The 24,473-nt window shown below is 69.8% G+C and carries 27 protein-coding genes; 17 read left to right on the forward strand and 10 right to left on the reverse strand.

Annotated features, from left to right (window positions below; all coding sequences use genetic code 11):
• Positions 1–13: 13 nt before the first annotated feature.
• The 3 genes from AB0H93_RS18860 to AB0H93_RS18870 form a co-directional block, all read right to left on the reverse strand.
• Positions 14–1,231: an FAD-dependent monooxygenase gene (locus tag AB0H93_RS18860; RefSeq protein ID WP_358574035.1), complete on the reverse strand. Its 1,218-nt coding sequence runs from the start codon at positions 1,229–1,231 to the stop codon at positions 14–16.
• A gap of 631 nt (positions 1,232–1,862) precedes the next feature.
• Positions 1,863–2,624, reverse strand: a complete 762-nt coding sequence (locus AB0H93_RS18865) for an alpha/beta hydrolase (RefSeq protein WP_358574038.1) — start codon at positions 2,622–2,624, stop codon at positions 1,863–1,865.
• 173 nt (positions 2,625–2,797) lie between these two features.
• Entirely contained in the window at positions 2,798–3,739 is a 942-nt protein-coding gene (locus tag AB0H93_RS18870; protein WP_358574040.1) for a TetR/AcrR family transcriptional regulator C-terminal domain-containing protein, read from the reverse strand.
• Between the two features lie 196 nt (positions 3,740–3,935).
• On the opposite strand from AB0H93_RS18870, the gene AB0H93_RS18875 reads away from it, so the two are divergent.
• The 6 genes from AB0H93_RS18875 (at position 3,936) to AB0H93_RS18900 (ending at position 8,659) form a co-directional block, all read left to right on the forward strand.
• Positions 3,936–4,667: a DUF2306 domain-containing protein gene (locus tag AB0H93_RS18875; RefSeq protein ID WP_358574042.1), complete on the forward strand. Its 732-nt coding sequence runs from the start codon at positions 3,936–3,938 to the stop codon at positions 4,665–4,667.
• Positions 4,668–4,731: 64 nt separating this feature from the next.
• The gene (locus tag AB0H93_RS18880; RefSeq protein WP_358574045.1) at positions 4,732–4,941 is read left to right on the forward strand and encodes a hypothetical protein; all 210 of its coding nucleotides are present in this window, start codon (positions 4,732–4,734) and stop codon (positions 4,939–4,941) included.
• The gene (locus AB0H93_RS18885) at positions 4,890–6,077 is read left to right on the forward strand and encodes an MFS transporter (protein ID WP_358574047.1); all 1,188 of its coding nucleotides are present in this window, start codon (positions 4,890–4,892) and stop codon (positions 6,075–6,077) included. The genes AB0H93_RS18880 and AB0H93_RS18885 overlap by 52 nt, the downstream gene beginning before the upstream one ends.
• A gap of 165 nt (positions 6,078–6,242) precedes the next feature.
• Positions 6,243–6,662, forward strand: coding sequence for a YciI family protein (locus AB0H93_RS18890; RefSeq protein ID WP_132495411.1), 420 nt, complete (start codon positions 6,243–6,245; stop codon positions 6,660–6,662).
• Between the two features lie 11 nt (positions 6,663–6,673).
• Positions 6,674–7,960 carry a sigma-70 family RNA polymerase sigma factor gene (locus AB0H93_RS18895; RefSeq protein ID WP_358574347.1) on the forward strand — a complete coding sequence of 429 codons (1,287 nt, stop codon included), beginning with the start codon at positions 6,674–6,676 and terminating at the stop codon, positions 7,958–7,960.
• Between the two features lie 156 nt (positions 7,961–8,116).
• Positions 8,117–8,659, forward strand: a complete 543-nt coding sequence (locus AB0H93_RS18900; protein ID WP_358574050.1) for a YciI family protein — start codon at positions 8,117–8,119, stop codon at positions 8,657–8,659.
• Positions 8,660–8,738: 79 nt separating this feature from the next.
• Here the strand turns inward: AB0H93_RS18900 and AB0H93_RS18905 are convergent, their stop codons facing one another.
• Both AB0H93_RS18905 and map read right to left on the reverse strand, forming a co-directional pair.
• On the reverse strand, positions 8,739–9,914 hold the full coding sequence (locus AB0H93_RS18905; RefSeq protein WP_358574053.1) for a macrolide family glycosyltransferase: 1,176 nt from the start codon (positions 9,912–9,914) through the stop codon (positions 8,739–8,741).
• A 227-nt stretch (positions 9,915–10,141) separates the two neighbouring features.
• Complete coding sequence (gene map, locus AB0H93_RS18910) at positions 10,142–10,909, reverse strand: type I methionyl aminopeptidase (RefSeq protein ID WP_358574056.1); 768 nt, start codon at positions 10,907–10,909, stop codon at positions 10,142–10,144.
• A 57-nt stretch (positions 10,910–10,966) separates the two neighbouring features.
• Between map and AB0H93_RS18915 the strand changes: the two genes are divergently transcribed.
• From AB0H93_RS18915 to AB0H93_RS18925, 3 genes are all read left to right on the forward strand, one after another.
• Positions 10,967–11,239, forward strand: coding sequence for a helix-turn-helix transcriptional regulator (locus AB0H93_RS18915; RefSeq protein ID WP_132495403.1), 273 nt, complete (start codon positions 10,967–10,969; stop codon positions 11,237–11,239).
• A 347-nt stretch (positions 11,240–11,586) separates the two neighbouring features.
• On the forward strand, positions 11,587–12,114 hold the full coding sequence (locus tag AB0H93_RS18920) for a hypothetical protein (protein ID WP_358574059.1): 528 nt from the start codon (positions 11,587–11,589) through the stop codon (positions 12,112–12,114).
• A complete protein-coding gene (locus AB0H93_RS18925; protein WP_358574061.1) occupies positions 12,108–13,013 on the forward strand; it encodes a hypothetical protein in 906 nt (301 codons plus the stop codon). The genes AB0H93_RS18920 and AB0H93_RS18925 overlap by 7 nt, the downstream gene beginning before the upstream one ends.
• Positions 13,014–13,019: 6 nt before the next feature.
• On the opposite strand, the gene AB0H93_RS18930 is transcribed toward AB0H93_RS18925, so the two are convergent.
• Positions 13,020–13,700: a histidine phosphatase family protein gene (locus AB0H93_RS18930; protein WP_358574064.1), complete on the reverse strand. Its 681-nt coding sequence runs from the start codon at positions 13,698–13,700 to the stop codon at positions 13,020–13,022.
• Between the two features lie 105 nt (positions 13,701–13,805).
• On the reverse strand, positions 13,806–14,636 hold the full coding sequence (locus AB0H93_RS18935) for an undecaprenyl-diphosphate phosphatase (RefSeq protein ID WP_358302198.1): 831 nt from the start codon (positions 14,634–14,636) through the stop codon (positions 13,806–13,808).
• Between the two features lie 280 nt (positions 14,637–14,916).
• Here AB0H93_RS18935 and AB0H93_RS18940 point away from each other — a divergent pair, with 280 nt between their 5' ends.
• The 3 genes from AB0H93_RS18940 (at position 14,917) to AB0H93_RS18950 (ending at position 17,197) form a co-directional block, all read left to right on the forward strand.
• Positions 14,917–15,900, forward strand: coding sequence for an aldo/keto reductase (locus AB0H93_RS18940; protein ID WP_358574066.1), 984 nt, complete (start codon positions 14,917–14,919; stop codon positions 15,898–15,900).
• Between the two features lie 101 nt (positions 15,901–16,001).
• Positions 16,002–16,982, forward strand: a complete 981-nt coding sequence (locus tag AB0H93_RS18945; RefSeq protein ID WP_358574068.1) for a hypothetical protein — start codon at positions 16,002–16,004, stop codon at positions 16,980–16,982.
• A complete protein-coding gene (locus AB0H93_RS18950) occupies positions 16,979–17,197 on the forward strand; it encodes a DUF5703 family protein (protein WP_093263387.1) in 219 nt (72 codons plus the stop codon). Before AB0H93_RS18945 ends, AB0H93_RS18950 begins: the two co-directional genes overlap by 4 nt.
• Before the next feature lie 5 nt (positions 17,198–17,202).
• On the opposite strand, the gene AB0H93_RS18955 is transcribed toward AB0H93_RS18950, so the two are convergent.
• Positions 17,203–18,252 (reverse strand): biotin/lipoate A/B protein ligase family protein, encoded by a 1,050-nt coding sequence (locus AB0H93_RS18955; RefSeq protein WP_358574070.1) that lies wholly within the window; start codon positions 18,250–18,252, stop codon positions 17,203–17,205.
• A gap of 83 nt (positions 18,253–18,335) precedes the next feature.
• On the opposite strand from AB0H93_RS18955, the gene AB0H93_RS18960 reads away from it, so the two are divergent.
• A complete protein-coding gene (locus tag AB0H93_RS18960) occupies positions 18,336–19,886 on the forward strand; it encodes a D-aminoacylase (RefSeq protein ID WP_358574072.1) in 1,551 nt (516 codons plus the stop codon).
• 65 nt (positions 19,887–19,951) lie between these two features.
• Here the strand turns inward: AB0H93_RS18960 and AB0H93_RS18965 are convergent, their stop codons facing one another.
• Positions 19,952–20,815: an alpha/beta fold hydrolase gene (locus AB0H93_RS18965; RefSeq protein WP_358574074.1), complete on the reverse strand. Its 864-nt coding sequence runs from the start codon at positions 20,813–20,815 to the stop codon at positions 19,952–19,954.
• Positions 20,816–21,246: 431 nt separating this feature from the next.
• On the opposite strand from AB0H93_RS18965, the gene AB0H93_RS18970 reads away from it, so the two are divergent.
• The 3 genes from AB0H93_RS18970 to AB0H93_RS18980 are packed head-to-tail and all read left to right on the forward strand — an operon-like array spanning position 21,247 to position 22,662.
• Positions 21,247–21,408, forward strand: a complete 162-nt coding sequence (locus AB0H93_RS18970) for a hypothetical protein (RefSeq protein WP_358574076.1) — start codon at positions 21,247–21,249, stop codon at positions 21,406–21,408.
• 43 nt (positions 21,409–21,451) lie between these two features.
• Positions 21,452–21,973 (forward strand): pyridoxal-phosphate dependent enzyme, encoded by a 522-nt coding sequence (locus tag AB0H93_RS18975; RefSeq protein WP_358574078.1) that lies wholly within the window; start codon positions 21,452–21,454, stop codon positions 21,971–21,973.
• Positions 21,967–22,662 carry a pyridoxal-phosphate dependent enzyme gene (locus AB0H93_RS18980; RefSeq protein ID WP_358574080.1) on the forward strand — a complete coding sequence of 232 codons (696 nt, stop codon included), beginning with the start codon at positions 21,967–21,969 and terminating at the stop codon, positions 22,660–22,662. Before AB0H93_RS18975 ends, AB0H93_RS18980 begins: the two co-directional genes overlap by 7 nt.
• A 28-nt stretch (positions 22,663–22,690) precedes the next feature.
• On the opposite strand, the gene AB0H93_RS18985 is transcribed toward AB0H93_RS18980, so the two are convergent.
• On the reverse strand, positions 22,691–23,191 hold the full coding sequence (locus AB0H93_RS18985; RefSeq protein WP_358574082.1) for a GNAT family N-acetyltransferase: 501 nt from the start codon (positions 23,189–23,191) through the stop codon (positions 22,691–22,693).
• Between the two features lie 235 nt (positions 23,192–23,426).
• Here AB0H93_RS18985 and AB0H93_RS18990 point away from each other — a divergent pair, with 235 nt between their 5' ends.
• A complete protein-coding gene (locus AB0H93_RS18990; protein WP_358574084.1) occupies positions 23,427–24,377 on the forward strand; it encodes a TIGR03621 family F420-dependent LLM class oxidoreductase in 951 nt (316 codons plus the stop codon).
• Positions 24,378–24,473 lie beyond the last annotated feature (96 nt).

Genomic DNA, 24,473 nt, shown 5'->3' on the forward strand with positions numbered 1-24,473 from the left:
GGTCGACGACGTTCTACGAGTCGACTGGTGCTACGGCGGCCGTGTGATCTTCATCGAGCTCGCGGACACCGTTCAACGAAGCCCGCACCGCCTGGAAACCGTCGCGTCGGAGCAGGTGTTCGTAGCCGCCGATCGCGTGCTCCCATGCCCGGCTGCCGGCGTGCACGGACAGGATCGCGTCGGCGAGCCGGCGCGCGTCCTGCAGGGCGGAGTTCGCTCCTGAGGCCCTGGTGGGCAACATCGCGTGGATGGCGTCTCCGAGCAAGGTGACCCGGCCTGGTGTCCACGCGGGGACTTCGCGGGAGGTTCCCATCGCCAGGCCGAAGAACTGGTCGGGAAATGCCTGGTCGAGCAGGAGCCGAAACACGGGGTGAGCCGTCGCGGTGACGGTCCGGAGATGGTCGGACAAGCTCGCGGGTGACCGGCGGGTGAAGTCACGGTCGAGGTCCCCGAGCTGGTGACGTCGCAACAACAGCCCCCACATGACGTAGTCGTGCAGGTCACCCGGATCGAAGCCAGGTACGAGCCGTTCCGCGGCGGCAGCGGGCTGTTCTCCGAAACGGACCGCGCCAATGATCGCCTGCACGTCGCCGATCGCGGTCAAGGTGAAACTGCCTTCGATCCGGTCGATCACACCGGTGGCGATCAGCTCACGCGTGATCGGCGTCTTCGCCTGCAACAGCCGCAATCCGCTGTCGTTGACCGTAGCCTCGGGCAGCCGTAGCCGGCGCACAGCGGAGCCGATGCCATCCGCCCCGACGAGAAGATCGGCTTCCTCCACCGTCCCGTCGGCGAACCGGACGGTGACCCCTGCCGCGTGCTCGGTGTAGCCGGTCAACGCCGAACCGAATCGGATCGTGTCGTGCACGCCATGGGCGAGGAGCCGTCGCACGATACGACGACTCGCCGACGCGCCCGGTCGTATCGCGTCAGGACTCCCCTCCCGACCGGTGGACTTCCGACGCTTCACGATCGCGAGATCGGATTCGTCGAGGATGGTGACGTACTCGTCGGGCTGCCCCAGGGTCGCGTCGAGGAATCTGCTTTCGGAGGCGGTGAGGCAGGCGTGTAGCGCGCCGATCCCACGCTCGTCGAGGTGGATTCGCGCCCCCTGCGGCCGTTGTTCAAGGGCTTCGTCACGCTCATGGACAAGTACGTCGATATCCGCGCGGCGCAGAAATCGGGCAAGCGCAAGCCCGCCGAGTCCCGCGCCGGCGATGATGACACGCATTCGTACTCCAATTCTGAGGATATCGATTGACATTGTTGTCGTGGTTCGTGGCGACGCGGATGTGCCGCCGCGGAGCCGATGACACCGGCGGCCAGTGACGTCGCCGCGGGTGGCCGATCAGCGTGATGCCTGGTGAAAGACCGAGTGGGCCGATGCTCGAGGTCACCGCAGAGGTACGCCGAAGGCCAGCAGGGTGTGCGTGTACTCGAACTCGGCTACTTCCGTGTCGTGCGAATTCGGGAAGCGTCGCAAGAGCGAAGGAACCGCGATCGACGGCTCAAGCCGAGCCAGGTGCTCGGGTGACTTGTCACATCGGACAACGACATTTCGGCTTTCACAGTCACTCTTTCCTTCAAGGCAGAAGTGCCTCTCGTCGAACCACGAGTGTCTGCAGCGAAGCCGAGAACCTCAGGGTCGTACTCGGCGGTTCACAACGACGGGAGGACGTCCTTCATGCCGGTGCCTCTACTGCTGAGGCGGTGACGAGCCCGCGGTTGCCGAGCTACGGATGTCCCGCCCGCTGGCGGGTCACCGACGACAAGTTAACCAGAACGATCGTTTTGGATCAAGCTGACGCGTTGTGCGGTCCGGTGTCCGCAACGAGTTCGACCGTCGCCGGTCGAGTTGCCCCTCAGGTCTGGTCTCCGGCGAGGAACCGCTGGACTCGGGGCAGTGCGTCGGCGGCCCGGTCCCAGCCGGTTTGGTGGTCGGCGCCGGGCAGGGAGAAGAACTCGGTGCCGGTCTGCTGCGCGAAGGTCCGCATCGGGTCGTGCCAGAAGTCCTCGGTGCCGGCGTACATGAGCATCGGGACGTCGGTGGCGGCGAGCGCGTGGTGCTGGCCGGGTTCGTGGGCGAAGGCCTGGAAGTTCGCGCGCAGTGCCGCGGGGTCGGCGGCGTCGATCACGGCGGCCAGTGCGGGGTCGGCGGTGGCCGCCTGGTGCATGAACGGGTAGGGGTCGGTGTCGGCCGGCAGACCGAGGTGGCGGAGCACCGGGGCGATCGCGGAGCGGAATCCGTCGATGGGGTCGAAGGCGCCGGCGACGAGCCGGGTGAGCCGTTCGGGGGCGTGCACGGCGACGGCATAGCCGGTGAAGGCTCCCAGCGAGTAGCCCCAGAACGCGGCTTTTGTGGCGCCGACGGCGTCGAGCACGGCGGTGACGTAGTCGACGCGTCGGGCCAGGGTGTAGGCGGCGGGGTCGTGCGGGGCGTCGCTTGCGCCGAGGCCCAGCGGGTCCACGGTGATGACGGTGTGGGTGGCGGCGAGGGTCGCGGTGCAGCCGGTTCGGGTCCAGTGCGCGCCGGTCTGGAACATGCCCGGGTGCAGCAGCAGCGGTGGCCCGTCCCCGGCGATCTGGTAGGAGATCCGGTATCCGTTGCTGCGTGCGATGGGCACCCGAATTGCTCCTCGTCGCCGGTGGCTCCCCTGACCGTGGCGCCGACGCTACTGGGATCGCGGCGGCGCCGGGTGTCGTTTCGCTGTGATCGCGGGACGTTTTCCAGGCGGCCCGCCGCCTGGCAGGGTGGTCGTGGCGATCGCTGGGGCCGTGTCCGGCGGAGTGCGGCCGGTCAGCGCTTTTCGCGGTGGGCGAGGTGGTGTTCGATGCCGTTGAGCTGGTTGTGCAGGCCGAACTCGAACAGGTCGTCCAGGTCGAGTTCGACGCCGCTGGTCGCGGCGGCGGCCAGGTTCGGGTAGCGGCCGGTTCCCAGCAGGTTCCACATCTCGGGTTCGTCGGTGTCGTGGCGTTGCCTGCTGGTGATGCCGGTTTCCTGGGTGAGTTCCGCGTCCAGGGAGTGGCTCATGGCGATGCCGCCGACGTAGCCGTTGAGGCCGACGGCGATGCGCAGTTTGTCGCGGTGGTCGAGGTCGAGCCCGTCGAGGGTGGCGAGTTGCCATTCGACGTGGGCCATGCCGGCCGGCAGCAGCGGCGGCTGGGCCAGCGAGTTGAGGGCGATGGGCGCGAGCCAGGGGTGTCTCCGGTAGGTGGCCCACTGCCGGCGGGCGAGTTCTTCGAGGCGGGCGCGCCAGCCGCGGTGGCCGGGTCCGGGCAGCGGGGTTTCGGCGAAGGCGGCGTCGGCCATGAGCCGGAGGAGCTCGTCCTTGTCGGGGACGTGCCGGTACAGGGACATGGTGCCGGCGCCGAGTTCGGCGGCCACGCGGCGCATGGACACCGCGGCGCGGCCTTCGCGGTCGGCGATGCCGATGGCGGTGCGCACGATGCGTTCGCGGCCGGCGGGTTCGGTGGTTCGGGGTGGCCGGGGCCGGGTGCGGGGGTGTGCCGCGGGGTCGCTGACGACGGTGCCGGTGCCGGGGACGGCGTGCACGAGGCCGTGCTGGCGCAGGGCGGCGAGGGCTTTGGTGGCGGTCGCCATGGCCACGCCCCATTCGTCGATGATCTGGCGGGTCGAGGGCACCTTGTCGCCGGGGCGGAGCCGGCCGGAGTCGATGCGGGCGCGGATGTCCTCGGCGATGCGCAGGTACGGCGGCTGGGGCCGGGATCCGGTGGTCATCGCTCCCCTTTCGGTTTCGCACTAGTGCACTACCCCGAGGAATTATAGGAAATCCCACGGATTCCCCTAAGGCGCACTAGTGCTATCCCCGTATTTTCCGGAGTTATTCGTGGTACTGCAGCATGTTTGGCGCCTTGTTCGATACGGTGTACGCGTCAGGTACGGGGTACGCATTCTCCTATTTCGGGGTGGATCGATGAGCGTGGTGGCGGAACGTCCGGTGGTTGCGGAGGAATCGCGGGCGGTGCGGTGGTGGCGGCGGCCGTGGGTGGGCCCGTTGGCGTTGGTCGCGGTGGTGTTCGTGGCGGTGTCGGTGCCGCGGTACCTCACGTTGGATCCGGCGCAGTCGCTGGTGCCGCCCGTGGAGGGGTTCGCGCCGTACTACCCGATGCTCGTGGCGCACGTGCTGTTCGGGTCGGTGGCGATCGTGAGCTGCTGCTTCCAGGTGTGGCCTGCGTTCCGGCTGCGGTATCCGGTGGCGCACCGCTGGATCGGCCGCGCCTACGTCTTCGCCGGGGTGCTGCCCGCGGCGGTGATGGCGACGGTGATCGGCGCGATATCGCCGTTCGGACCGGTGGCGCGGGTGAGCAACGTGCTGCTGGGGCTGGTGTGGTTCGGCTGCACGGTCGCGGGGTGGCGCGCGGGCCGGGCGCGGCGGTTCGGCGATCACCGCAAGTGGATGGTGCGGTCGTTCGTGCTGACCGTCTCCACGGTCACCAACCGGGTGTGGGGGGTGGTGGCGGGTGTGGTGCTGGGCCCGCAGCTGGAGACGACCTTCGGCGGCAACGAGCAGTACATGACGTCGACGATCGCCGGGCTGACGACGTGGCTGGGCTGGGTGGTTCCGCTGATCCTCGCCCAGTTGTGGCTGGACCGGCGGCCGAAGAAGCGCACCCGGGCCGCGGGCCGCTCCGGGGTGCCGGCTTGACCTGGAGTGCGGTGGAGGTTGAACGCTGGGGCGGTCTGGTTCGCCGAGCCGCCCGGGGGTGGTCGTGTCCGCGATCGATGCCGATTCCGCCGCCACGGGTGGCTTGTTCTCCCGCCGCTACCGGTCGCTGACCTTCGGCGCGCTCACGTTGATCTCGCTGGTGGCCTTCGAGTACGTGGCGGTGGCCACGGCGATGCCGACGTCGCGCGTTCCCTGGACGGGTTGGCGCTGTACGCGGTGGCTTTCGGCGGGACGACGGCCGCCGGTGTGGTGAGCATGGTCGTCTCCGGCGGGTGGAGCGATGCGCGCGGGCCCGCGGTGCCGCTGCGGGTGGGGGTCGCGGTGTTCGCCGCGGGGCTGCTGCTGGCCGGGGTGGCGCCGGTGATGTGGGTGCTGGTGGCGGGCCGGATCGTGCAGGGCTTGGGCGGCGGGTTGATCTCGGTGGCCCTGTACGTGGTGGTGGGGCACGTGCTGCCGGAAGGGTTGCGGGCGCGGTTCTTCGGGATGCTGGCCGGGGCGTGGCTGCTGCCGTCGATCGTGGGCCCGCTGGTGGCGGGGCTGCTGGTGGAGAGGTTGAGCTGGCGGTGGGTGTTCCTGGCGACGATGGTGCTGGCGGTGCCCGCGCTGGCCCTCGTGAGCCCGAGCTTGCGCGGGTTGTCCTGGCGTTCGCAGCCGCAGCAGCGCGGTTTCGACCGTCCGTTGTGGGCGGTGGGGGCGGCGGCGGGCGGGTTGCTGCTGCACTACGGCGGGCAGCAGACCGGTTGGCTGTCGGGGGTGCTGGTCGTCGCGGGATTGGCGGCGTTGGTGGTGTTCGCGCCGAGGTTGTTGCCGGTGGGGACGTTCCGGGGCCGGGCGGGGCTGCCGAGCGTGGTGGCGTTGCGCGGTATCGCGGGTGCGGCGTTCTCGGCCGCGGAGGTGTTCGTGCCGCTGATGTTGTCGCGGGAGCGGGGCCTGTCCCCCACCGCCGCGGGTTTGGTGCTGACCACCACCGCGGTCGGGTGGCTGGCGGGTTCGTGGCTGCAGGGCCGCCTGCCGGCGTGGGACCGGGTTCCGGTGGTGGGCGCGACGCTGCTGGCCGCCGGGGCGGCGGGGGTGGCGACGACGGTTTTCGCGGCGGTGCCACTGGTGGTGTGCATCGGTGGGCTCGCGGTGATGTCGCTGGGGATGGGCCTGGTGTATCCGGTGTTGTCGACGTTGACGCTGCGGTTGTCGGCTCCGCGCGAGCAGGGCGTGAACAGTTCGGCGTTGCAGCTCAGCGAGTCGCTGTTCACCACGACGGTGCTGGCGGTGGCGGGCACGTTGTTCGCGGCGTGGTTGTTGTGGTCGCCCGCCACCGCGTATCTCGCGGGTTTCGGCCTCGCCGCGGTGCTGGCGCTGCTGGCCGTCGCGGTGGCCTTCCGCGCCCGGTGAAACCGGTCCTCGCGCCGATCGCCATGTCACCGGCCTGGTCGTAGGCTGCCCGGAAGTCCCCTTCGGAAGAAGTTCGGCGGGCGTGTCGATCCGCGGCGTTCCCCGTTCGACCTAGGGGTGAGCGGGTCCGAGCGGGACCCCCGGATGGCCCAAGGAGACACCACCGTGAAGTACATGCTGATCATGCGCGCGACCGACGAGTCGTTCGAGGCGTTCCAGGACGTCGACTTCAACGAGATCCTGGAGGCGATGGGCCGGTTCAACGACGAGATGATCCAGGCCGGTGTCCTCGTCGCCGCCGAAGGCCTCGACGACGCCGCCGACGGTGTGGTCGTCGACTACTCCTCCCAGCCGCCGGTGGTCACCGACGGCCCCTACGGCGAGACCAAGGAACTGTTCGGCGGCTACTGGATCCTCGACGTCGCCTCCAAGGAGGAAGCCGTGGCGTGGGCCAAGCGCGCGCCGATGGCCGGCCCGGGCAGCAAGTGCGAGATCCGCCGGGTCACCAGCATCGACGAGTTCCCGCAGGACAACGAGTGGATCAAGAAGGAGCGGGCTTGGCGCGAGGCGACCGGCCAGCTCTGAGCCCGGGCTCGATGGTGAACCCCGCTGGCCGCGAGGCGGTCGCGGCGGTCTGGCGGATCGAGTCCGCGCGGATCGTCGGCGCCCTGGCCCGCTACACCGGCGATTTCGCGCTCGCCGAGGACCTCGCCCAGGAGGCGTTGGCGGAGGCGCTGGTGACCTGGCCGCGCGAGGGCGTGCCGCGCAATCCCGCGGGGTGGCTGCTCACCGTCGGCCGGCGTCGCGCGATCGACGCGTTCCGCCGCCGCTCCGCCCTCGACGAGCGGTACGCCGCCCTCGCCCACGACCTCGGCGAGGGCGGCGTGGCCTCGGGGCGCCCGCCCGCCGATGCGGCTCGGGACACCGAAGACGTGCTGTGGGATCCCGACCAGATCGACGACGACGTGCTCGCGTTGATGTTCATCGCCTGCCACCCCTTGCTGTCGCGGGAGGCGAGGGTGGCGCTCACCCTCCGGGTCGTCGGCGGTCTCACCAGCGACGAGATCGCCAAGGCGTTCCTCATCCCGACCGCGACCGTGCAGGCCCGGATCACCCGCGCGAAGAAGACCCTCGGGGCGGCGCGGGTGCCGTTCGCGGTGCCCGCGGCCGCGGAGCGCACCGAACGGCTGGGCTCGGTGCTCAGCGTGGTCTACCTGATCTTCACCGAGGGGTCCTCGGCCAGCTCCGGTAGCGATCTGATCCGGCTCGACCTCGCGCGCGAGGCGCAGCGGCTCGCGCGGGTGCTGACCCGCCTGGTGCCCGACGAGCCCGAAGTCTTCGGCCTGCTGGCGCTGCTGGAGCTGACCGCGGCGCGCTTCCCCGCCCGCACCGGGCCCGACGGCGAGCCGGTGTTGTTGGAGCACCAGGACCGCCGCCGTTGGGACCGCGCAGCGATCCGCCGGGGACGGGCGGCGCTGGCCCGCGCGGAGCGGATCGGCCGGGGCCTGGGCGCCTACGGCCTGCAGGCGGCGATCGCCGAATGCCATGCCGTGGCGGCGTCGGTCGAGGAGACGAACTGGGAGCGCATCGTGCTCCGCTACGAGGCGCTCGGGCGGCTCGCGCCGTCACCGGTGGTCGACCTCAACCGGGCCGTCGCGGTCTGCATGGCGCGCGGACCGGCTGCCGCGTTGCCGATCGTGGACGAGCTGGCGGCCGGGCAGGCGCTGCCGAACTCGCACCTGCTGCCCAGCGTCCGCGGGGAACTGCTCACCCGCCTGGGACGCATCGACCAGGCACGCACCGAGCTTCAGCTCGCACTGCAGCTGTGCGGGAACGAACGCGAGCGGGCCGTGCTCGCACGCAAACTCGCCGACCTCGGCTGACCAACATCGCCCGCGAAGGGTCCACGCAGTTCGCGGTGCAGGGCGGCAACGTGATCTACCACCCTCCGCGGTCTGCCGCGGAGGGTGACGCGCCGGAGTCGTGATCGTCGCGCGGTGCCTGCCCGGCGATCGGGTGGGCGGTGAAGACTGCGGGGCATGGAGTTCTTCTGCTACCACCGCGACCGGCCCGGTTCCTTGGCGCTGCGCGAGGCGCTGCTGGAAGCGCATTGGTCCTACATGGACCGTTTTGCGGACGTGATGATCGCCCGGGGGCCGACCCTCGACGGCGACACGCCCACCGGCAGCGTGCACATCGTCGATCTTCCTGATCCCGCTGCTGCGCGCGCGTTCGCGTTCGACGAGCCGAGCTACCAGGCCGGGGCGTACCGGGATGTGCTGCTGCGGCGCTGGCGCAACGTGCTGGGTCGCACGATGTGGGACTTCCCCGGCGGCAGCAGCGGCGGCAACCGGTACCTGGTGCTCGGTCTCGGTGCGGGGCAGGCAGTGGACCTCGATGTGCCGCGGGGCCGGGACGACCTGATCGCGTACGGGCCGCTGCTGTCCGACGACGGCACTGCCTGGCTGGGCACGGCGGCGCTGGTCCGGGCGCAGGACCCGGACGAGGCGCGGGGCGTTCTCGACGCGGACCGCTACGCCGATGTCGAGGTGCACACGTGGCAGTTCGGCGGGCGCCGGTAGAAGGAGTTCTGCCTGACGCATTTCGCGGCCCCGCTGTTGGGCATCTCGGGTGGGGATGCCCAACAGCGGGTTGTCGGGGTCAGTTCAGGTGGGCTTCGAGGGCGTCGGCTCCGGCGGTGGCTCCGCCGCAGTCGTGGATGATCTGGCGCATCCGCTGGAGGTTGGCGCGGACCTGTTCGTCGGTGGCGATGTCGTCGACCGCGGTGCGCAGTTCGGCGGCGGTGACGGTGTCGGGGTCGAGGCGGCGGCCGAGGCCGAGTTCTTCGGCGCGGGTGGCGTTGGCGGCTTGTTCGGGCATTTGCGGCACGGCCACCAGCGGCACTCCGGCGTGCAGGGATTCCATGGTGGAGTTCATGCCGGTGTGGGAGAGGAAGACGGTGGCGTGGCGCAGGACCGCGGGCTGTGGGAAGGAGGCGCGCACGTCGAAGTTGGCGGGGATGTCGCCGAGGCCGGCGGGGTCGACGTGCTGCCCGGTGGACATGGCGACTTGCCAGGGGCTGTCGGCGAACGCCTCGAAGCACATCCGGTAGAACTCCGGGCGGTTGTTGAACGCGGTGCCCAGGGAGACGAACAGCAGCGGGGCGCCTGCGTCGCGGGGCTGCCAGGGCTGGTCGTGGCGGTCGCCGAGCAGCGGGCCGATGAAGTGGAACCGCTCGTCGAAGGTGTCGCCGGCGAGCTGGAATTCCCGGGGCAGGAACACCAGGTTGAGCTCGGCCGGCGGCGCGCCGAAGGGCAGTTGGGCGCGGACGCCGAACTCGGCACCAATCTGCTGGATCCGCTGGCCGAATTCGGCGAAGACCTCGGGGGAGAATGCGGGGTTGTCCTTGGCGACGCTGTCGAGCAGGGAGAATTTCTCGTTGGCGGCGAAGCTGGGCACCAGTGCGATCAACGGGATGCCGAGGTCGTCGGCGAGCATGCGCCCGATGGGGCTCATGATGTCGACGCAGACGGCGTCCGGCGGGTCGGCGCGGAAGTGCTCGCGCAGCGGCGGGAAGCTGTTCTTGATGTCGTCGATGAAGAACTGCATCAGCCTCGCCACCGGGGGCGGGACGGATTGCGACTGGGGCTGTATTTCCGGCACGTCGGTGGGGAGTTCGACGATGTCGGCGCCGGTGGCTTCCACTGCCTGGACCATCTTCGGGCCGGTGGCGTAGCTGACCCGGTGGCCGCGGCGCAGCAGTTCGGTCACCAGGGGCAGGGTGGGGTTGATGTGGCCGGCGGCGGGCATGCTGATGAACGCGAAGTGCTTTTTCATGATCCCTCGTACTGGATGTGCGCGTTGTGCGCGGGGCTCACCGTCCAGTATCCGGATCGGTTCCGGCGGCGGCATGTGGCGTTGATCATCACCGTTTTCGCCTATTCCGGTCAAAAGGTGTTCGGGGCCGGTGGAATTGCGCCCGGAATCGGCCGCTCGCCGCAATTCCTGCCACGCCACCGTTTTACCGGAGCCCGCCGGCGCGCGTTTCCCTGTTGTTCCCGGTGTCAGGGCAGGGTGAGCACGCGCGGGCCGTCCTCGGTGATGGCGATGGTGTGCTCGACGTGGGCGGCGCGGCTGCCGTCGCCGGTGAGCACGGTCCAGCCGTCGTCGGCGGTGCGGATGTCGTCGCGGCCGCCGGCGAGGAACATCGGCTCGATGGCCAGGACCAGGCCGGGACGCAGCGGCGTGCCGCGGCCGGCGGGGCCGTCGTTGGGCACGAACGGGGCTTCGTGCATGTCGCGGCCGACGCCGTGGCCGCCGAGGGGGTCGGGGATGCCGTAGCCGGCGCTGCGCCCGACGACGCCGATGGCGCGGGAGATGTCGCCGATGCGGGCACCGGGCCGGGCGGCGGCGATGCCGTCGGCGAGGGCCTGCGCGGTGGTGTCGGCCAGCCGGGTGTCCTCGGGGCGGGCGGTGCCGACGCTGAAGGTGATGGCGGCGTCGCCGACCCAGCCCTGCAGGCGGGCGCCGCAGTCGATGCTGACGAGGTCGCCGTCGGCGAGCCGCTGCCCGTTGGGGATGCCGTGCACGATCGCGTCGTTGACCGAGGCGCAGATGGTGCCGGGGAACGGGGTGGGCGCCCAGTTGGGCCGGTAGCCGAGGAACACCGGTTGCGCGCCGGCATCGGTGATCGTGGTGTAAGCGAGTTCGTCGAGTTCGCGCATCGTGGTGCCGGTGGTGGCGTGCTCGCGGACGGCGTGCAGCGCTCGGGCGACGATGCGGCCCGCTTCGCGCAGCGCGTCGATCTCGGTGGTCGTCTTCAGTTCGATCACGTGCGTCTCTCCCACACCACTGGACCCAATAACTATACCGATATTAGTATCACGGCCATGGTGCGTGTGCCGCTGAACGAGCAAGAACGGCAACGGGGCGAACTGCTCGGCCAGGCGCTGCGGGAGGCCCGCGGCGCGCGCAGCATGGTCGAGATCGCCGCCGCGTCCGGGATTTCCACCGAAACCCTCCGCAAGATCGAGAAGGGCCGCATCCCCACCCCGGCGTTCTTCACCGTCGCAGCGGTGGCCGATGCGGTGGGACTGTCGCTGGACGAGCTGCGCAAGGACGTCGCGGCGACGCAGGAAGCGCAACAGCGCATGTCGGCGTGACCTGGCTGGACCGGGCATAACTCTCCCTTAAGACCGGCTGAAAACAGGCCGGCTTCGCGGACCCCCGGGTGCCGGGCGACGGTCCGCTTCGGACAGTCCACATCAGACACCAATGGTGGCGACTCTTCGTGTCCGCGCATGCGTTTCCAGTTGACCCCGCCACGCCGTCCGCGTGCTGCGATGGAGATCACAAGCGAGCTCCCGCGGGGTGCTTACGCTCCGGCAACCGGCCGGCAACCCGCCGGGCGCGTGGACCGTCCGACACGAAATCATGACGAATTCGCTACGATTCGCCGGCCGGGTCGGGGACAGGACAACAACCGGCACTACACGAACGGAGTGACCAGTTGCCCGCCGAGCACCCCGACCCGTTGCGCCGCTGGTGGTGGCGGACCCCGCTGGCGGCACGTCTGCTGCCCGCCGTCGCGCTGCTGACCGCGACCGGCGCCGGCGCCCTCAGCGCCCTGCCCGCAGGCAGCCAGGACGTCGCCACTCCGCCGCCCCCACGCGCCCCCGTCGACTACGTCGCGCCGACCACCACCACGGCGGTCACCACGACCACCACGGCCGCGGAAACCACCGAGCCGGAACCGGTCGCGCCCCCGACGACCAGCAGCAGCCGCCCGCAACCCACCACCACGGCGGCACCGGTCACCACGACCAGCAGCCGCCCGCAACCCACCCGCGCGCCCACGCCCCCGGGCTGGGACCACGGCCGGCCCACCACCACCTCCACCGGCGACGACTGGGTCCCGGAAGTCACCGAAGGCGAACGCTGCGCCCGCGAAGGCGACGTCGGCCGCACCTCCTCGGGCGCCGCCGCCAGCTGCGAACGCGACGACCACGGCAAGCTGAGGTGGACCACGCAATGGTGAACAAGAACAACCCCGACACCGACCGCCACCACGCCAGCGCCCTGCGCATCCTGGAAAACGGCCCCCACGCCCCGCAATGCCCCCACGGGCACGGCCCGCTGACCACCATCACCGACCCCACCGCCCCCACCGGCGTGGCGATGGCCTGCCCGCAATGCGGACAACGCCGCGGCATGGAGATCACGATGCTGCGCACCCTGCTCAACCCCGAGAACGCCGACTTCGACCAGCCGCTGGCGACCTCCCCCACCGACAAGCCGGCGCCGTCGGCCAACCCGGCTCCTCCGGCCGTCACCAACACCGTCACCGACGACCCGACGTTGGTGGCCGTCACCGACGACCCGGAGCTGGTGGCCGTCACCACCGAAATCCCCCGGGTGCAGCTCGAAGACACCGCCCGCGAACCCCTGGGCAAGATCACCGCGCACCACACCCGCGACGACGCCGACGGCGACGAAGCGGACCTCGACCACATCCCGCCGCCACCTCGCGGCCACCGACCCGACGGCACCATCCGCACCACCGGCTGGCTCCAGCTGGGCGCACGACCGATCAGCTCCGGGCTATGGGCCGCGCTCGCCGGCGCCGCACTCGGCCTCGCCCTCATCGATGTCAACACCTGGCTGCCGCTGATCCTGCCCGCGGCCGCCTACGTGCTCTGGTTCGCCACCACCCGCTGGATCCGGCCCGCCTCGGCCGCCACCAACCTCGAACAGGTCTACGCCGACGAGCTCCTCCCCGGCGACGCCGTCCGCATCTACGGCCCGATCGGGCCAGTCGGCATCGTCGACCAGGTCACCCCCTCCACCAACGAGCAGGTCCTCGTCCGCTTCACCGGCGGCACCCAGCGCTTCCTGCCCGCAGACGCCCGCTGCCACCTCGTGGCACTGCGCAGCTAGCGCGGCTCAGCGATCCGGCGAACCCGTCGTGCCGCCCACGACGGCATCCGACTTCGCCGCATCCGCCGGCGGCACCAACCCCGACACGTCCCCACCGGTGTCGTTGACCTTCAACACGAACGGCCTCGTCTCGGTGTAGCGCACCACGCTCACCGAACACGGATCCACCACGATCCGCTGGAACCCGTCCAGGTGCAGCCCCAACGCATCCGCCAGCACCGACTTGATCACATCGCCATGCGTGCAGGCCAACCACACCGCATCCGCACCGAACCGGCGATCATGCGCCCGCACCGCGGCCACCGACCGCGCCTGCACCTGCGCCAACCCCTCGCCACCCGGGAACACCGCCGCCGACGGATGCTGCTGCACCACCTTCCACAGCGGCTCCGCGGTCAACTCGGTGATCTTCCGGCCGGTCCACTCGCCGTAGTCGACCTCCGCCAGATCCGGCTCCACCACCGGCGAAAGCCCCCGCTGCACGGCCAGCCCAGCCACCGTCTCCCGGCACCGCTGCAACGGCGACACCACGATCCCGGCCAGCGGAACCCCCGCCAACCGGTCCACCAACCCGGCCGCCTGGCCCACCCCGGTCTCGTCCAACCCGACACCGGGCGAACGCCCCGCCAACGTACCGGCACCATTGGCCGCCGACCGCGCATGCCGCAACAGGATGAGAGTCGCCACGCCCGCCGACTGTAGGCCCCACCCCCGCGCCACCCACCACAACCCCCGGCAAACGAAAACGCGGCCGGCACCCGACGGTGCCGACCGCGCTCCCCGATCACCGGATCACGGCTGCATGACGCCGAAACCCAACAACCCGAACACCAGCAGACCCAACGCGATCCGGTACCACACGAACAAGTACACGCTGTGCCGCTCCACGAACCGCAGCAACCAGGCGATCACCGCATACCCGATCACCCCGGCCACCACCGTCGCCACGATCATCTGCGCCGTCGTCGGCTGCAACCCGTACGGGCTCGGCTCGAACACGTGCGGGATCTCCGACAACCCCGCCGCGAACACCGCCGGAATCGCCAGCAAGAACGAGAACCGCACCGCCGTCGGCCGGTCCAGCCCCAACGACAGACCAGCCGTGATCGTGCCACCCGACCGCGACACACCCGGGATCAACGCCAACGCCTGCGCGAAACCCATCACCACGCCATCGCTCAACCGCAACCGGTCCTGCGACCGCCGCTGCTGACCGAACCGCTCCGCCAACCCCATCAGCACACCGAACACGATCAACGTCGTGCCCGTGATCCACAGGCTCCGGAACGTCGACCGGATGAAGTCCTGGAACAGGAAACCCAGCACACCGATCGGCAAACTACCGACGATCACGTACCAGGCCAGCCGGTAATCCTGCGTCCGCCGCACCTCGGCGTTCACCAAACCCCGGAACCACACGCCCACCAACCGAACGATGTCCTTCAGGAAGAAGATCACCACCGCCAGCTCGGTACCGATCTGCGTCACCGCCGTGAACGACGCACCAGCATCGTCACCGAAGAACAGCTTCGACACGATCGACAGATGACCGGACGAAGAAATCGGAAGGAACTCAGTGAGCCCCTGGACCACGGCCAACACCATGGCCTGCAACCACGACAACGAAACCCACTCCAGCACGATCGCGGAAACTCTTGTGCGCCCACCGGCCACCGGCCGCCAAGCCCGAAGCCCAAATCTTGCAGCATTCCCACCACCCGCCCTCCCCCACCCCGGGCAACCACATCCCACCAGGTCAGCGAACGGCTGATCACAGCGAGCAACGAACAAACCCGGCACCCACCGGCACCACGACCCGAACTGTGATCCGGAACACCCATAACCAGACCCGCCGCAGCAGCCTCACCGCCCACGACCGCCACAGGCAATACCCTCACCCACCGTGGAACACCGACAACTCGGCCGCAGCGGCCTCCGCGTCTCCCGACTCGCCCTCGGCACCATGACCTGGGGACTCGACACCGACGCCGACGAAGCCGCCGAGCAACTGTCCACCTTCCACGAAGCCGGCGGCACCCTCATCGACACCGCCGACGTCTACCAGGACGGCCGCACCGAAGAAATCCTCGGCGACCTCCTCACCACCCAACTCCCCCGCGACGAGGTCGTCCTCGCCACCAAAGCCGTCGCCCGCCGCAAACCCGGCCCCTTCGGCGGCGGCGCCTCCCGCGGCGCCCTCCTCACCGCCCTCGACGGCTCACTGCGCCGCCTCCGCACCGACCACGTCGACCTCTGGCAACTCCACGCCTGGGACCCCTCCGTCCCCCTCGACGAAACCCTCTCCGCCATCGACACCGCCGTCACCAGCGGCCGCGTCCGCTACGCCGGCATCTCCAACTACGCCGGCTGGCAACTCGCCACCGCCGCCACCTACCAGAACGCCCACCCCACCCGCACCCCCCTCATCGCCACCCAAGCCGAATACTCACTCCTCGAACGCGGCATCGAACGCGAAGTCACCCCCGCCGCCACCCACCACGGCCTCGGCCTCCTCGCCTGGGCACCACTCGGCCGCGGCGTCCTCACCGGCAAATACCGCAACGCCACCCCACCCGACTCCCGCGGCGCCACCAGCCACCTCGCCAGCTACGTCGAACACCACCGCACCGAACGCGCCGCCCGCATCGTCCACGCCGTCCTCACCGCAGCCGAAGGCCTCGGCTCCGCACCCGTCCACGTCGCCCTCGCCTGGGTCCGCGACCGCCCCGGCGTCACCGCCCCCATCCTCGGCGCCCGCACCAACACCCAGCTCAAAACCGCCCTCGCCGCCGAAGACCTCACCCTCCCCCCAGCCATCCGCGCCGCCCTCGACGACATCAGCGCACCCGACCAGAGCTACCCCGAACGCAACCCCGCCCAGCCCTGACACCCCGGGCCAACCACCACCCGACCGACCGAATCAGGGATGCTGGAGCCAGCAACACGCACCGCAACCCGCGGGGCACGCGGCACCAAGGAGGACCCCCGTTGCGTCGGCTGGCCATCATCTGCCTCTCCGCAACCCTGCTCACGGGCTGCGGAATGGACACCACCAGCGACCCCCTCCAGGTCACCGACACCCTCACGGCCGCCACACCCGCCACCGCGCCCCCCGCGACCACCCCACCAGCAGGAACCGTCCACCCCGCACCCCCCGTGCAGCACGCCGCCTACGACCGCGACACCCACACCCTCGTGCTCGCCAGCGGCCCCCAGCTCACCCTGGTGGACACGCGCACCAACACCCCGCGCACCCTCACCCTCCCCAGCGCCCCCGCCACCCTGCGCGCCGAACGCGGCCAACTCACCGCCGCACTCCCCGACGCCAACCTCATCAGCCGCATCGACCTGCGCACCGCCACCGCACGACCCACCCAGGTCCCCGGCAGCCCGGTCGACGCCATCGACCTCGACGGCGACCGAACAGCCGTCATCCTCCGCGACACCGGCACCGTCACCGTCCTCCACAACGGCAACCCCACCGCCACCACCGAAAAATTCCAAGGCCCCGCACAACTGCTGCCCACCCACGGCGGCATCGCGGTCCTCGACCGCCTCACCACCGCCATCACCCCCATCGACCCCGCAACCGGCAGCAAAGGCGCAGGCCTCCGCGCCGGACAAGGCGCCACCAACGCCATCACCGACCGCTACGGCCGCATCCTCACCATCGACACCCGAGGCCAAGAACTCCTCGCCTTCAGCACCGACCCGCTGATCATGAAACAGCGCTACCCCGTGCCCGGCGCCCCCTACGGCCTCGCCTACGACCCCACCCGCGACCTAGCCTGGATCACGCTGACCGCAACCAACGAACTCGTCGGCTACGACATCGCCGGCGGCGAACCCCAGGAACGCCACCGGCTCCCCACCATCAGCCAACCCAACGCAGTCGCAGTCGACCCAGACACCGGAGACGTCTACATCGCCTCCGCCAACGGCGCCGGCTACCAGGTGGTGAGAGCGTGAACGCAGAAGGAACCGACACCGAAACCGACTGGGAATACCAACCGCTGCGCCTCCCACCAGGCGTCACCCGATGGAGCGCAGCGACCCAACTCAGCATCCACGCCGAATTCTCCGGCTGGGAACTCTCCCGCGTGCTCCTCTACGCCGACGGAACCCGCAAGATCTGGCTACGCCGCCGCCGAACCACCCCCGGCGTACCCGGCCTGCTCACCTGACCCGGTCACGGCACCCGCAGCAACCACTCCCGCGTCGCGAACTTCGACTCCACCAACTCGCGCGCCCGCTGCCGCTCGCCCTCCGACACCGGACCATCGGACAACCCGAACCGCCGGCGGAACCCCTCGATCAACCGCTCGATGATCACCTCACGAGCCAACCCCGTCTGCCGCCGCAACGGATCCACCCGCTTCTTCGCGCTCGAGATCCCCTTGTCCGACAACTTCTCCTTCCCCACCCGCAACACCTCACCCATCTTGTCCGCATCGATGCTGTAGGACATCGTCACGTGGTGCAGCACCGCACCCGACACCAACCGCTTCTGCGCCGCACCACCGATCTTCCCGCCATCCGACGCGATGTCGTTCAACGGCTGGTACCACACGTTCAACCCCAACTCCCGCAACACACCCAGCACCCAGTCGTCCAAGAACGCGTACGACTCCGCGAACGTCATCCCCGCCACCAGCGACCCCGGCGCATAAAGCGAATACGTCACCGTGTTCCCCGGCTCCACGAACATCGCCCCACCACCGGTGATCCGCCGCACCACCTCGACCCCATGCCGCTGCGCACCAGCTATGTCCACCTCATTGCGCACCGACTGGAAACTCCCGATGATCACCGCCGGCGCCGCCCACTCCCAGAACCGCAACGTCGGCGCACGCCGCCCCGCCGCCACCTCCTCGGCCAACACCTGGTCCAACGCCATGTGCATCAACGGCGTCTGCGGCCCATCGTGGACCAACCGCCACTCGTGATCAGCCCAATCCGACGCACGCGTCAACGCCCGCCGCACCGCGACCCCGACCGCCTCCGCGTCGAAACCCACCAACCGCGCACCAGCCGGCAACCCGCTCCGGATCCGCGCCGCCAACTCCGCCCCATCGGCATCCGCCGGCGCCCCCGTCAACGCACCGTTGATGTCCTCCAAAGCCTCATCCGGCTCCAAGAAGAAGTCCCCGCTCAACCGCACATCCGCCAGCCGGCCGCCCACAACGTCCAGATCGACCACGACCAGCTTCCCACCGGGAACCTTGTACTCACCGTGCACCGCACACCCCTGCCCTAGACACCGACGAACCGGACAACATCACACGACCACCGTTATTCCACCGCACCCGAAAGGCAGCCCGAGTGACCACCGAACTGCTCACCGGCGCGCTCCTCGCCGACGGCACCGGAACACCCCTGCGCCCCGCCGAAATCCTCATCCAGGACGACCGCATCACCGCCGTCGAACACCCCGGCACCCTCCCCACCGGCACACCCCGACGCGACCTCACCGGACTCGTCCTCGCCCCCGGCTTCATCGACGTCCACTCCCACGCCGACAACGCCCCGCTGCTCACCACCGACGACACCACCAAAATCCTGCAAGGCGTCACCACCGAAATAGTCGGCAACTGCGGCTTCAGCCTCGCACCGCGCAGCCCCCACAACGCCGGCACCCTCGCCACCTTCCTGCAACGTCTCTTCCCACCGCTGGACTTCACCTGGACCGGCTTCCACGACCTCTTCGCCGCCACCGACGCAGCCGGCTACGTCACCAACTACTGCCCCCTCATCGGCCACGGCACCCTCCGCATCGCCGCCCTCGGCATGGCAGACACCACCCCCGACGACAACGCCCTCCGCACCATGCGAACCGCCCTCGAAGAAGGCATGACCGCCGGCGCCTTCGGCCTCTCCAGCGGACTCATCTACCCACCCGCCGTCTTCTCCACCACCCGCGAACTCACCGCCGTCGCCGAAGCACTCGGCGGCACCGGCCTCTACGTCACGCACATGCGCGACGAAGGCGACGCCCTGCTCGAATCCATCGACGAAGCGCTCCACATCGGCGCCACCGCGGGACGCACCCACCTGTCCCACCTCAAAGCCACCAAACCGGACAATTGGGGCAAGATGCGGCCCGCCCTCGACAAGATCGACCAAGCCCGCAACACCGGCCACGACGTAGTCCAGGACGTCTACCCCTACACCGCGTCCTCCACGATGCTCACCGCCGTCCTCCCCACCCCGTACCTCGCCGGCACCGCCGAACAGACCATCGCCCGCCTCCGCAGCAAGACCGGCCGCGACGACCTCGCCGCCACCATCGGCGAACGCACCGCCTGGGACCGCATCCTCATCGCCACCACCGCCAGCCACCGCCACGAAGGCCGCACCATCGCCGAACTCGCCGCGCACCACGGCACCGAACCCGTCGACGCGCTGATCAAGGTCCTCGTCGACGAGCAACTCCGCGCAGCAATGATCAACTTCTCGATGCACGAGGACGACCTCGAACTCGCCATGACCGACCCGCACACCATGATCGGCTCCGACGGCCTGCCACCCGGCACCGGCGGCAAACCGCACCCACGACTGACCGGCACCTTCCCCCGGATCCTCGGCCGCTACACCCGCGAACGCGGCGTCCTCACCCTCCCCGAAGCCATCCGCCGGATGACCTCGCTGCCCGCCCGGTGCTTCCGCATCCCGGACCGCGGCGTGATCGCCCCCGGCAACATCGCCGACCTGGTCGCCTTCGACGCCGACGCGGTCACCGACATCGGTGACTACCAGGACCCGATGCGCCCACCGGCCGGCATCCCCTGGGTCTGCCAGGCCGGGCGAACCGTCGTCGAGAACGGCCAATACATCGGCCCCCGCACCGGAATCCGCCTGACGCCGAAAGCCTGACACCAGGCGTCCCCGACGACGGTGCCCCCGACACCGAACACGGCGACGGGGGCACCCGGAATGCCTCAGACGAGACCGGCCAACAACTCCGCGAACACCGCCGGCCGGCTGAAGTAGCCGACGTGCGAGGCGGCCAGCTCGCGCACCGCGAAGGGGTTGTCCGGCGTCAGCTCATCCGCCTTGCGGATCATGTAGTCCTGGACGGCCGGAGTGATGCTGCGATCCTCGGACAGCCGGACGTAGGTGTGCGGGACGCGCCCGAACCCATCCGCCCGGACCAACGCCGCCGGCTCCAGAACCGAGTAGTTCTCATCCGGATCCATGGAATCCAGCAGCAACCGGAACTGGTGGTCCGTGCCATCGGCCATGATCGCGGCCTTCAACTCGGCGAACAACGCCGGATCGGCATGGGCACCGCGCCAGTTCAGCCGAGCCACCCCGGGATCCGGCACGCCCGGCACGGTGATCCGCGCCGCCAGCGCGTCCAGCAGGTTGTCATCGACCACATCCCACGGCTCGCCGAGCATCGCCGAATCGCTGAGGCAGAGCGCGGACAGGTAGATCACGCGGTCGAGCAATTCCGGCACGGCGTTCGCGACCGCGCTGATCGTCAGACCGCCAAGGCTGTTGCCGACCAGAACGACCGGACCCCGTTCGGCGAGCCGACGCAACGTGCCCACCACGTGCCGCACGTTGTCCTGCAACGTGACACCGCGCAGCGGCGAGGGAGCGGCGGCCAGCGCCGTGACGTCCTGGGGCTGCCGGTAGTAGGCGGCAGGGTGGTCGGCGCGGTCGCCGTGGCCGGGAAGGTCGACGGCGTGCGAACGGTGCCCGAGCAGGGCCAGCTCGTTCTGCAACGGTCCCCAGGCCCTAGCGTTGCTGGAACCGCCGTGAACGAATACGAATGTGGGGCGCGAATCTGCGCGCATGGTGAAAATCCTCGTCATCCTGAGGCGAACGGTGGACGTGGGACCCGGTGCCGGCAACGGCCGGCACCGCGGTCAGAACGCCGACCGCGTGCGGATCGCCTGCCAGTTGTGGATGACGGAACACATGACGATCACCGTAGCAGGCGGCGATGCTCCGGACGCCCGAGCCGCCAGCGGCATAGGACGACCCGAATCCTCGCCCCGTGCAAGAAGAAACCCCTGGCCGTCCATGCAGTTTGGGGTGTGCACGGCAGACGGGATCGTATGATCGAAGATTTAATTTCAATCTACACTGATACCATAGAAGTTAATACTATACGCGTACTCCTCCCGACCGGGCGATTTCCGATCAGCGATCGCGGGTCGCCATGCGATCTCCCAACCCGAGAAGCACCATCAGGCAATAACTTCCGCTTCGAGAGGAGCCGGGCATGACGCTCTCCGACCACTTCGCCGCCCCGCAGCAGCGAACCGCCTCCCCCACCCCGGACTTCGGAGAGCTCCACGTGCCCGCCCAGGACCGAGTCGAATCCACCCCCGCCGCGGATCACGACGACCACGACGAGAGCCACCTGATCCGCGGCTACGACTGACCGGAACCTCTCCCCGCCGCACCGGCCGCTACGCTCTGGAAGCGTGGCAACCGATCTCTCGCTGGCCATCGGCCAGCGCTCGATGGGCAACCCGGACATCGCCTACCCGCTGTGGCCGCCGCTGACCGCCGGCTGCCCCACCACGAGCACCGACGAGATCGCCTACCCGGTCGAAGTCGACTACGACTACGACCGGGTCCCGCCAGGTCTGTTCCAGCACGCGACCGGCACCGGCCTGGACCGCTGGGCGCCGCTGCTGCCACCCCTGACCGCCCCGGGACTGGCCGAAGGCGGCACGCCGCTGGTGGAGATCGCCGACGGCGCATTCGTCAAGGACGAAGCGCGAAACCCCACCTGGAGCCACAAGGACCGGCTGAACCGCTGCACGGTGAGCGCCGCCCTCGGCTCGGGTGCAGACGGGATCGTCGTCGCATCGTCCGGCAACCACGGCGCATCCGCCGCCGCGTACGCCACCCGTGCCGGGCTGAAGTGCGTCGTGCTCACCTCGGCCGAACCCCGCCGGCGGTCACGTCTTTCCTGCGGGCCTACGGCGCGGTCGTGCTGACCGTACCCACGGAAGCGCGTTGGCCGCTGCTGCGCCGGATCGTGGCCGAAACGGGTTTCCACCCGGTCAGCAACGTCACGACGACGCACACCGGACACGCCTTCGGCCCCGAGGGGTACAAGACCATCGCGTACGAGATCTTCACCGAGCTCGGCGTCCCGGCGGCGGTGTTCGCGCCCACCGGGTACGGCGAGCTGCTCTTCGGCGTGTGGAAGGGATTCGCCGAGCTGGCACGCCTCGGCGTGGCGACGACGACGCCCCGGATGTTCGCCTGCGAGCCCGCTGCGGGCGGCCCGCTGGCCCGCTCCCTCGCCGAAGGACGCCGGGCGGCGGAAGTCGAGGTCGCCCAGACCGCCGCCTACGCGATCAGCTCCAAGGTCAGCGGCTACCGACCGGTGGCGTCGATCCGGGCCAGCGGCGGGCGCGCGCTGCTGGTGGACGACGCCGAAATGACGCGGGCGCAACACGATCTGGCCCGCGCGGGCCTGTGGTACGAGATCTCCGCGGCCGCCGGGCTGGCCGGCTTCCGCCAGGTGCGCGACCAGGAGGAGTTCGACGGTCCCGTGGTGTGCATCGCCACCTCCAGCGGGTTCAAGGACATCGGCGTCGGGACGCAGCGCCCCGAACCGGTCGATCCGCACTGGGACGTCGTGCGCCGGCACCTGCAGTCATCCGGTATCGCATGCTGAACCGCGCATCCACAGTGGATCGCCCCGGTCAGCGGCGGAACTCGTAGATCGCGCTGACACCCGCGTCCGCCGGATCATCGGACTCCAGATCCCGCTCCTCGACCAGCTCGAACCCCGCCCGCTCCAGCGCCCGGCGGGACGCCTGGTTGTCCGCCTGCGGCACCGCGACGATCGCCTCGACGTCGTCGTAGAGGCCGAACACCAGCTCCGTGAACGCCGCGATCGCCGACGGGCCGATCCCGAGTCCGCACCGGCTGGGCATCCCGATCAGGTAATCGACGCCGGCCGCCGCCGGAATCCCCACGAGCGCGTCCCACTCCGGTTCGTCCGCCATCCGGTAGCACTGGACCATCCCGACCCGCTCCCCGGCCACGTTGATCACGAAGCAGCGCGCCGGATCCACCCCGTCCACGGACGGGCCGTACTCCTGCTCCACCAGGTCCGCGGTCGGCTCCGCGCCGCGCCACCACTCCCGCACGTGCGGGGCCGACAGCCAGCTCTGCAGCAACCCGAAATCCTGCCGTGACAACGGATCGAAACGCACCGACCCGACCATTTCCACTCCCCGATTCACGAAAACCATTGCGGAGCAAGGCTAGAGACGTCGGCCTCTGCTTCCTAGCGGTTTTTCGGCAGGCGACGGTGAGTGTTGATGCAGTACTTTCTTTCATTCAATACTGAAACAATAGATTTTAATGATATGGAACGTTCGCCGAGTGCTGAACTCCTGGTGGTCGTCCGGAGCATGCCGCAGCATGATCCCCATGACCGACTTCCGCTTCTCCTACAACATCTTCGGGCTGGAAGAGCCCGCGGCCTTCGCCGAGACCTGCCGCCGCGCCGAGCGGTACGGGTACGACACGGTGTTCGCCGCCGACCACCTCGGCATCGCGTCCCCCTTCCCCACCCTCGTCGCCGCCGCGCAGGCCACCGAGCGGCTCCGGGTCGGAACCCTCGTGCTCAACGCGCCGTTCTGGAACCCGGCGTTGCTGGCCCGCGAGATCGCCACCACGGACGTCCTCACCGGCGGGCGCCTCGAAGTCGGCCTCGGCGCCGGCCACATGAAGTGGGAGTTCGACGAGGCGGGCATCGAGTGGGAACCGTTCGGCAGCCGCGCCGAACGACTGCGGGCGACCATCGACGAGCTCTGCCGCCTGTTCGCCGCGGACGGCTACGAGCAGCAGGCGGCCATGCGCGAGAGCTTCGGCATCCCGGTCCTGCGCCCCGTGCAGCGCTCCGGTTTCGGCGGCTACGGGCCACCACTGATCGTCGGAGGAACCGGCGACCGGATCCTGCAGACCGCCGCCGAAACCGCGGACGTCATCGGCATCGCCGGGGCTTTCCAGGTCAAGGGGCAACCGCCGGGAACGCTGCGCATCGGCACGGCGACCGAAGCCGACGAACGGGTCCGCTACACCCGCGAACGCGCCGGAGATCGCGCCGATCGCGTGCAGTGGCACGCCTTGACGCAGGTGGTCGTGATCACCGATGACCGAGCGGCCGCCGCCGAGAAGCTCCTGGAGCGGTACGGCTCGATGATGACCGCCGACGAGCTCCTGGAGACGCCGTTCGCCTTCATCGGCAGCGTCCAGCAGATCGCCGAGCAAGTGCTGCGCAACCGCGAGCGCTACGGCTTCACCTACTACACCGTGCACGGCCCGTACATGGATGCCTTCGCGCCGGTCATCGAGCGGGTCCGCGCGATGACCGGCTGAGCCCCACGCGCGGCGAAGTCCACACCGGGCTTCTCCCCTCCTCGGTGTGCCGTCGTGCGGTTCGGAGCATAATTTCACTCAACACTGAACAAATAG

Origin of the sequence: Saccharopolyspora sp. NPDC050642 (assembly GCF_040654735.1) — a bacterium.
GTDB classification, from domain to species: Bacteria; Actinomycetota; Actinomycetes; order Mycobacteriales; family Pseudonocardiaceae; genus Saccharopolyspora; species Saccharopolyspora elongata.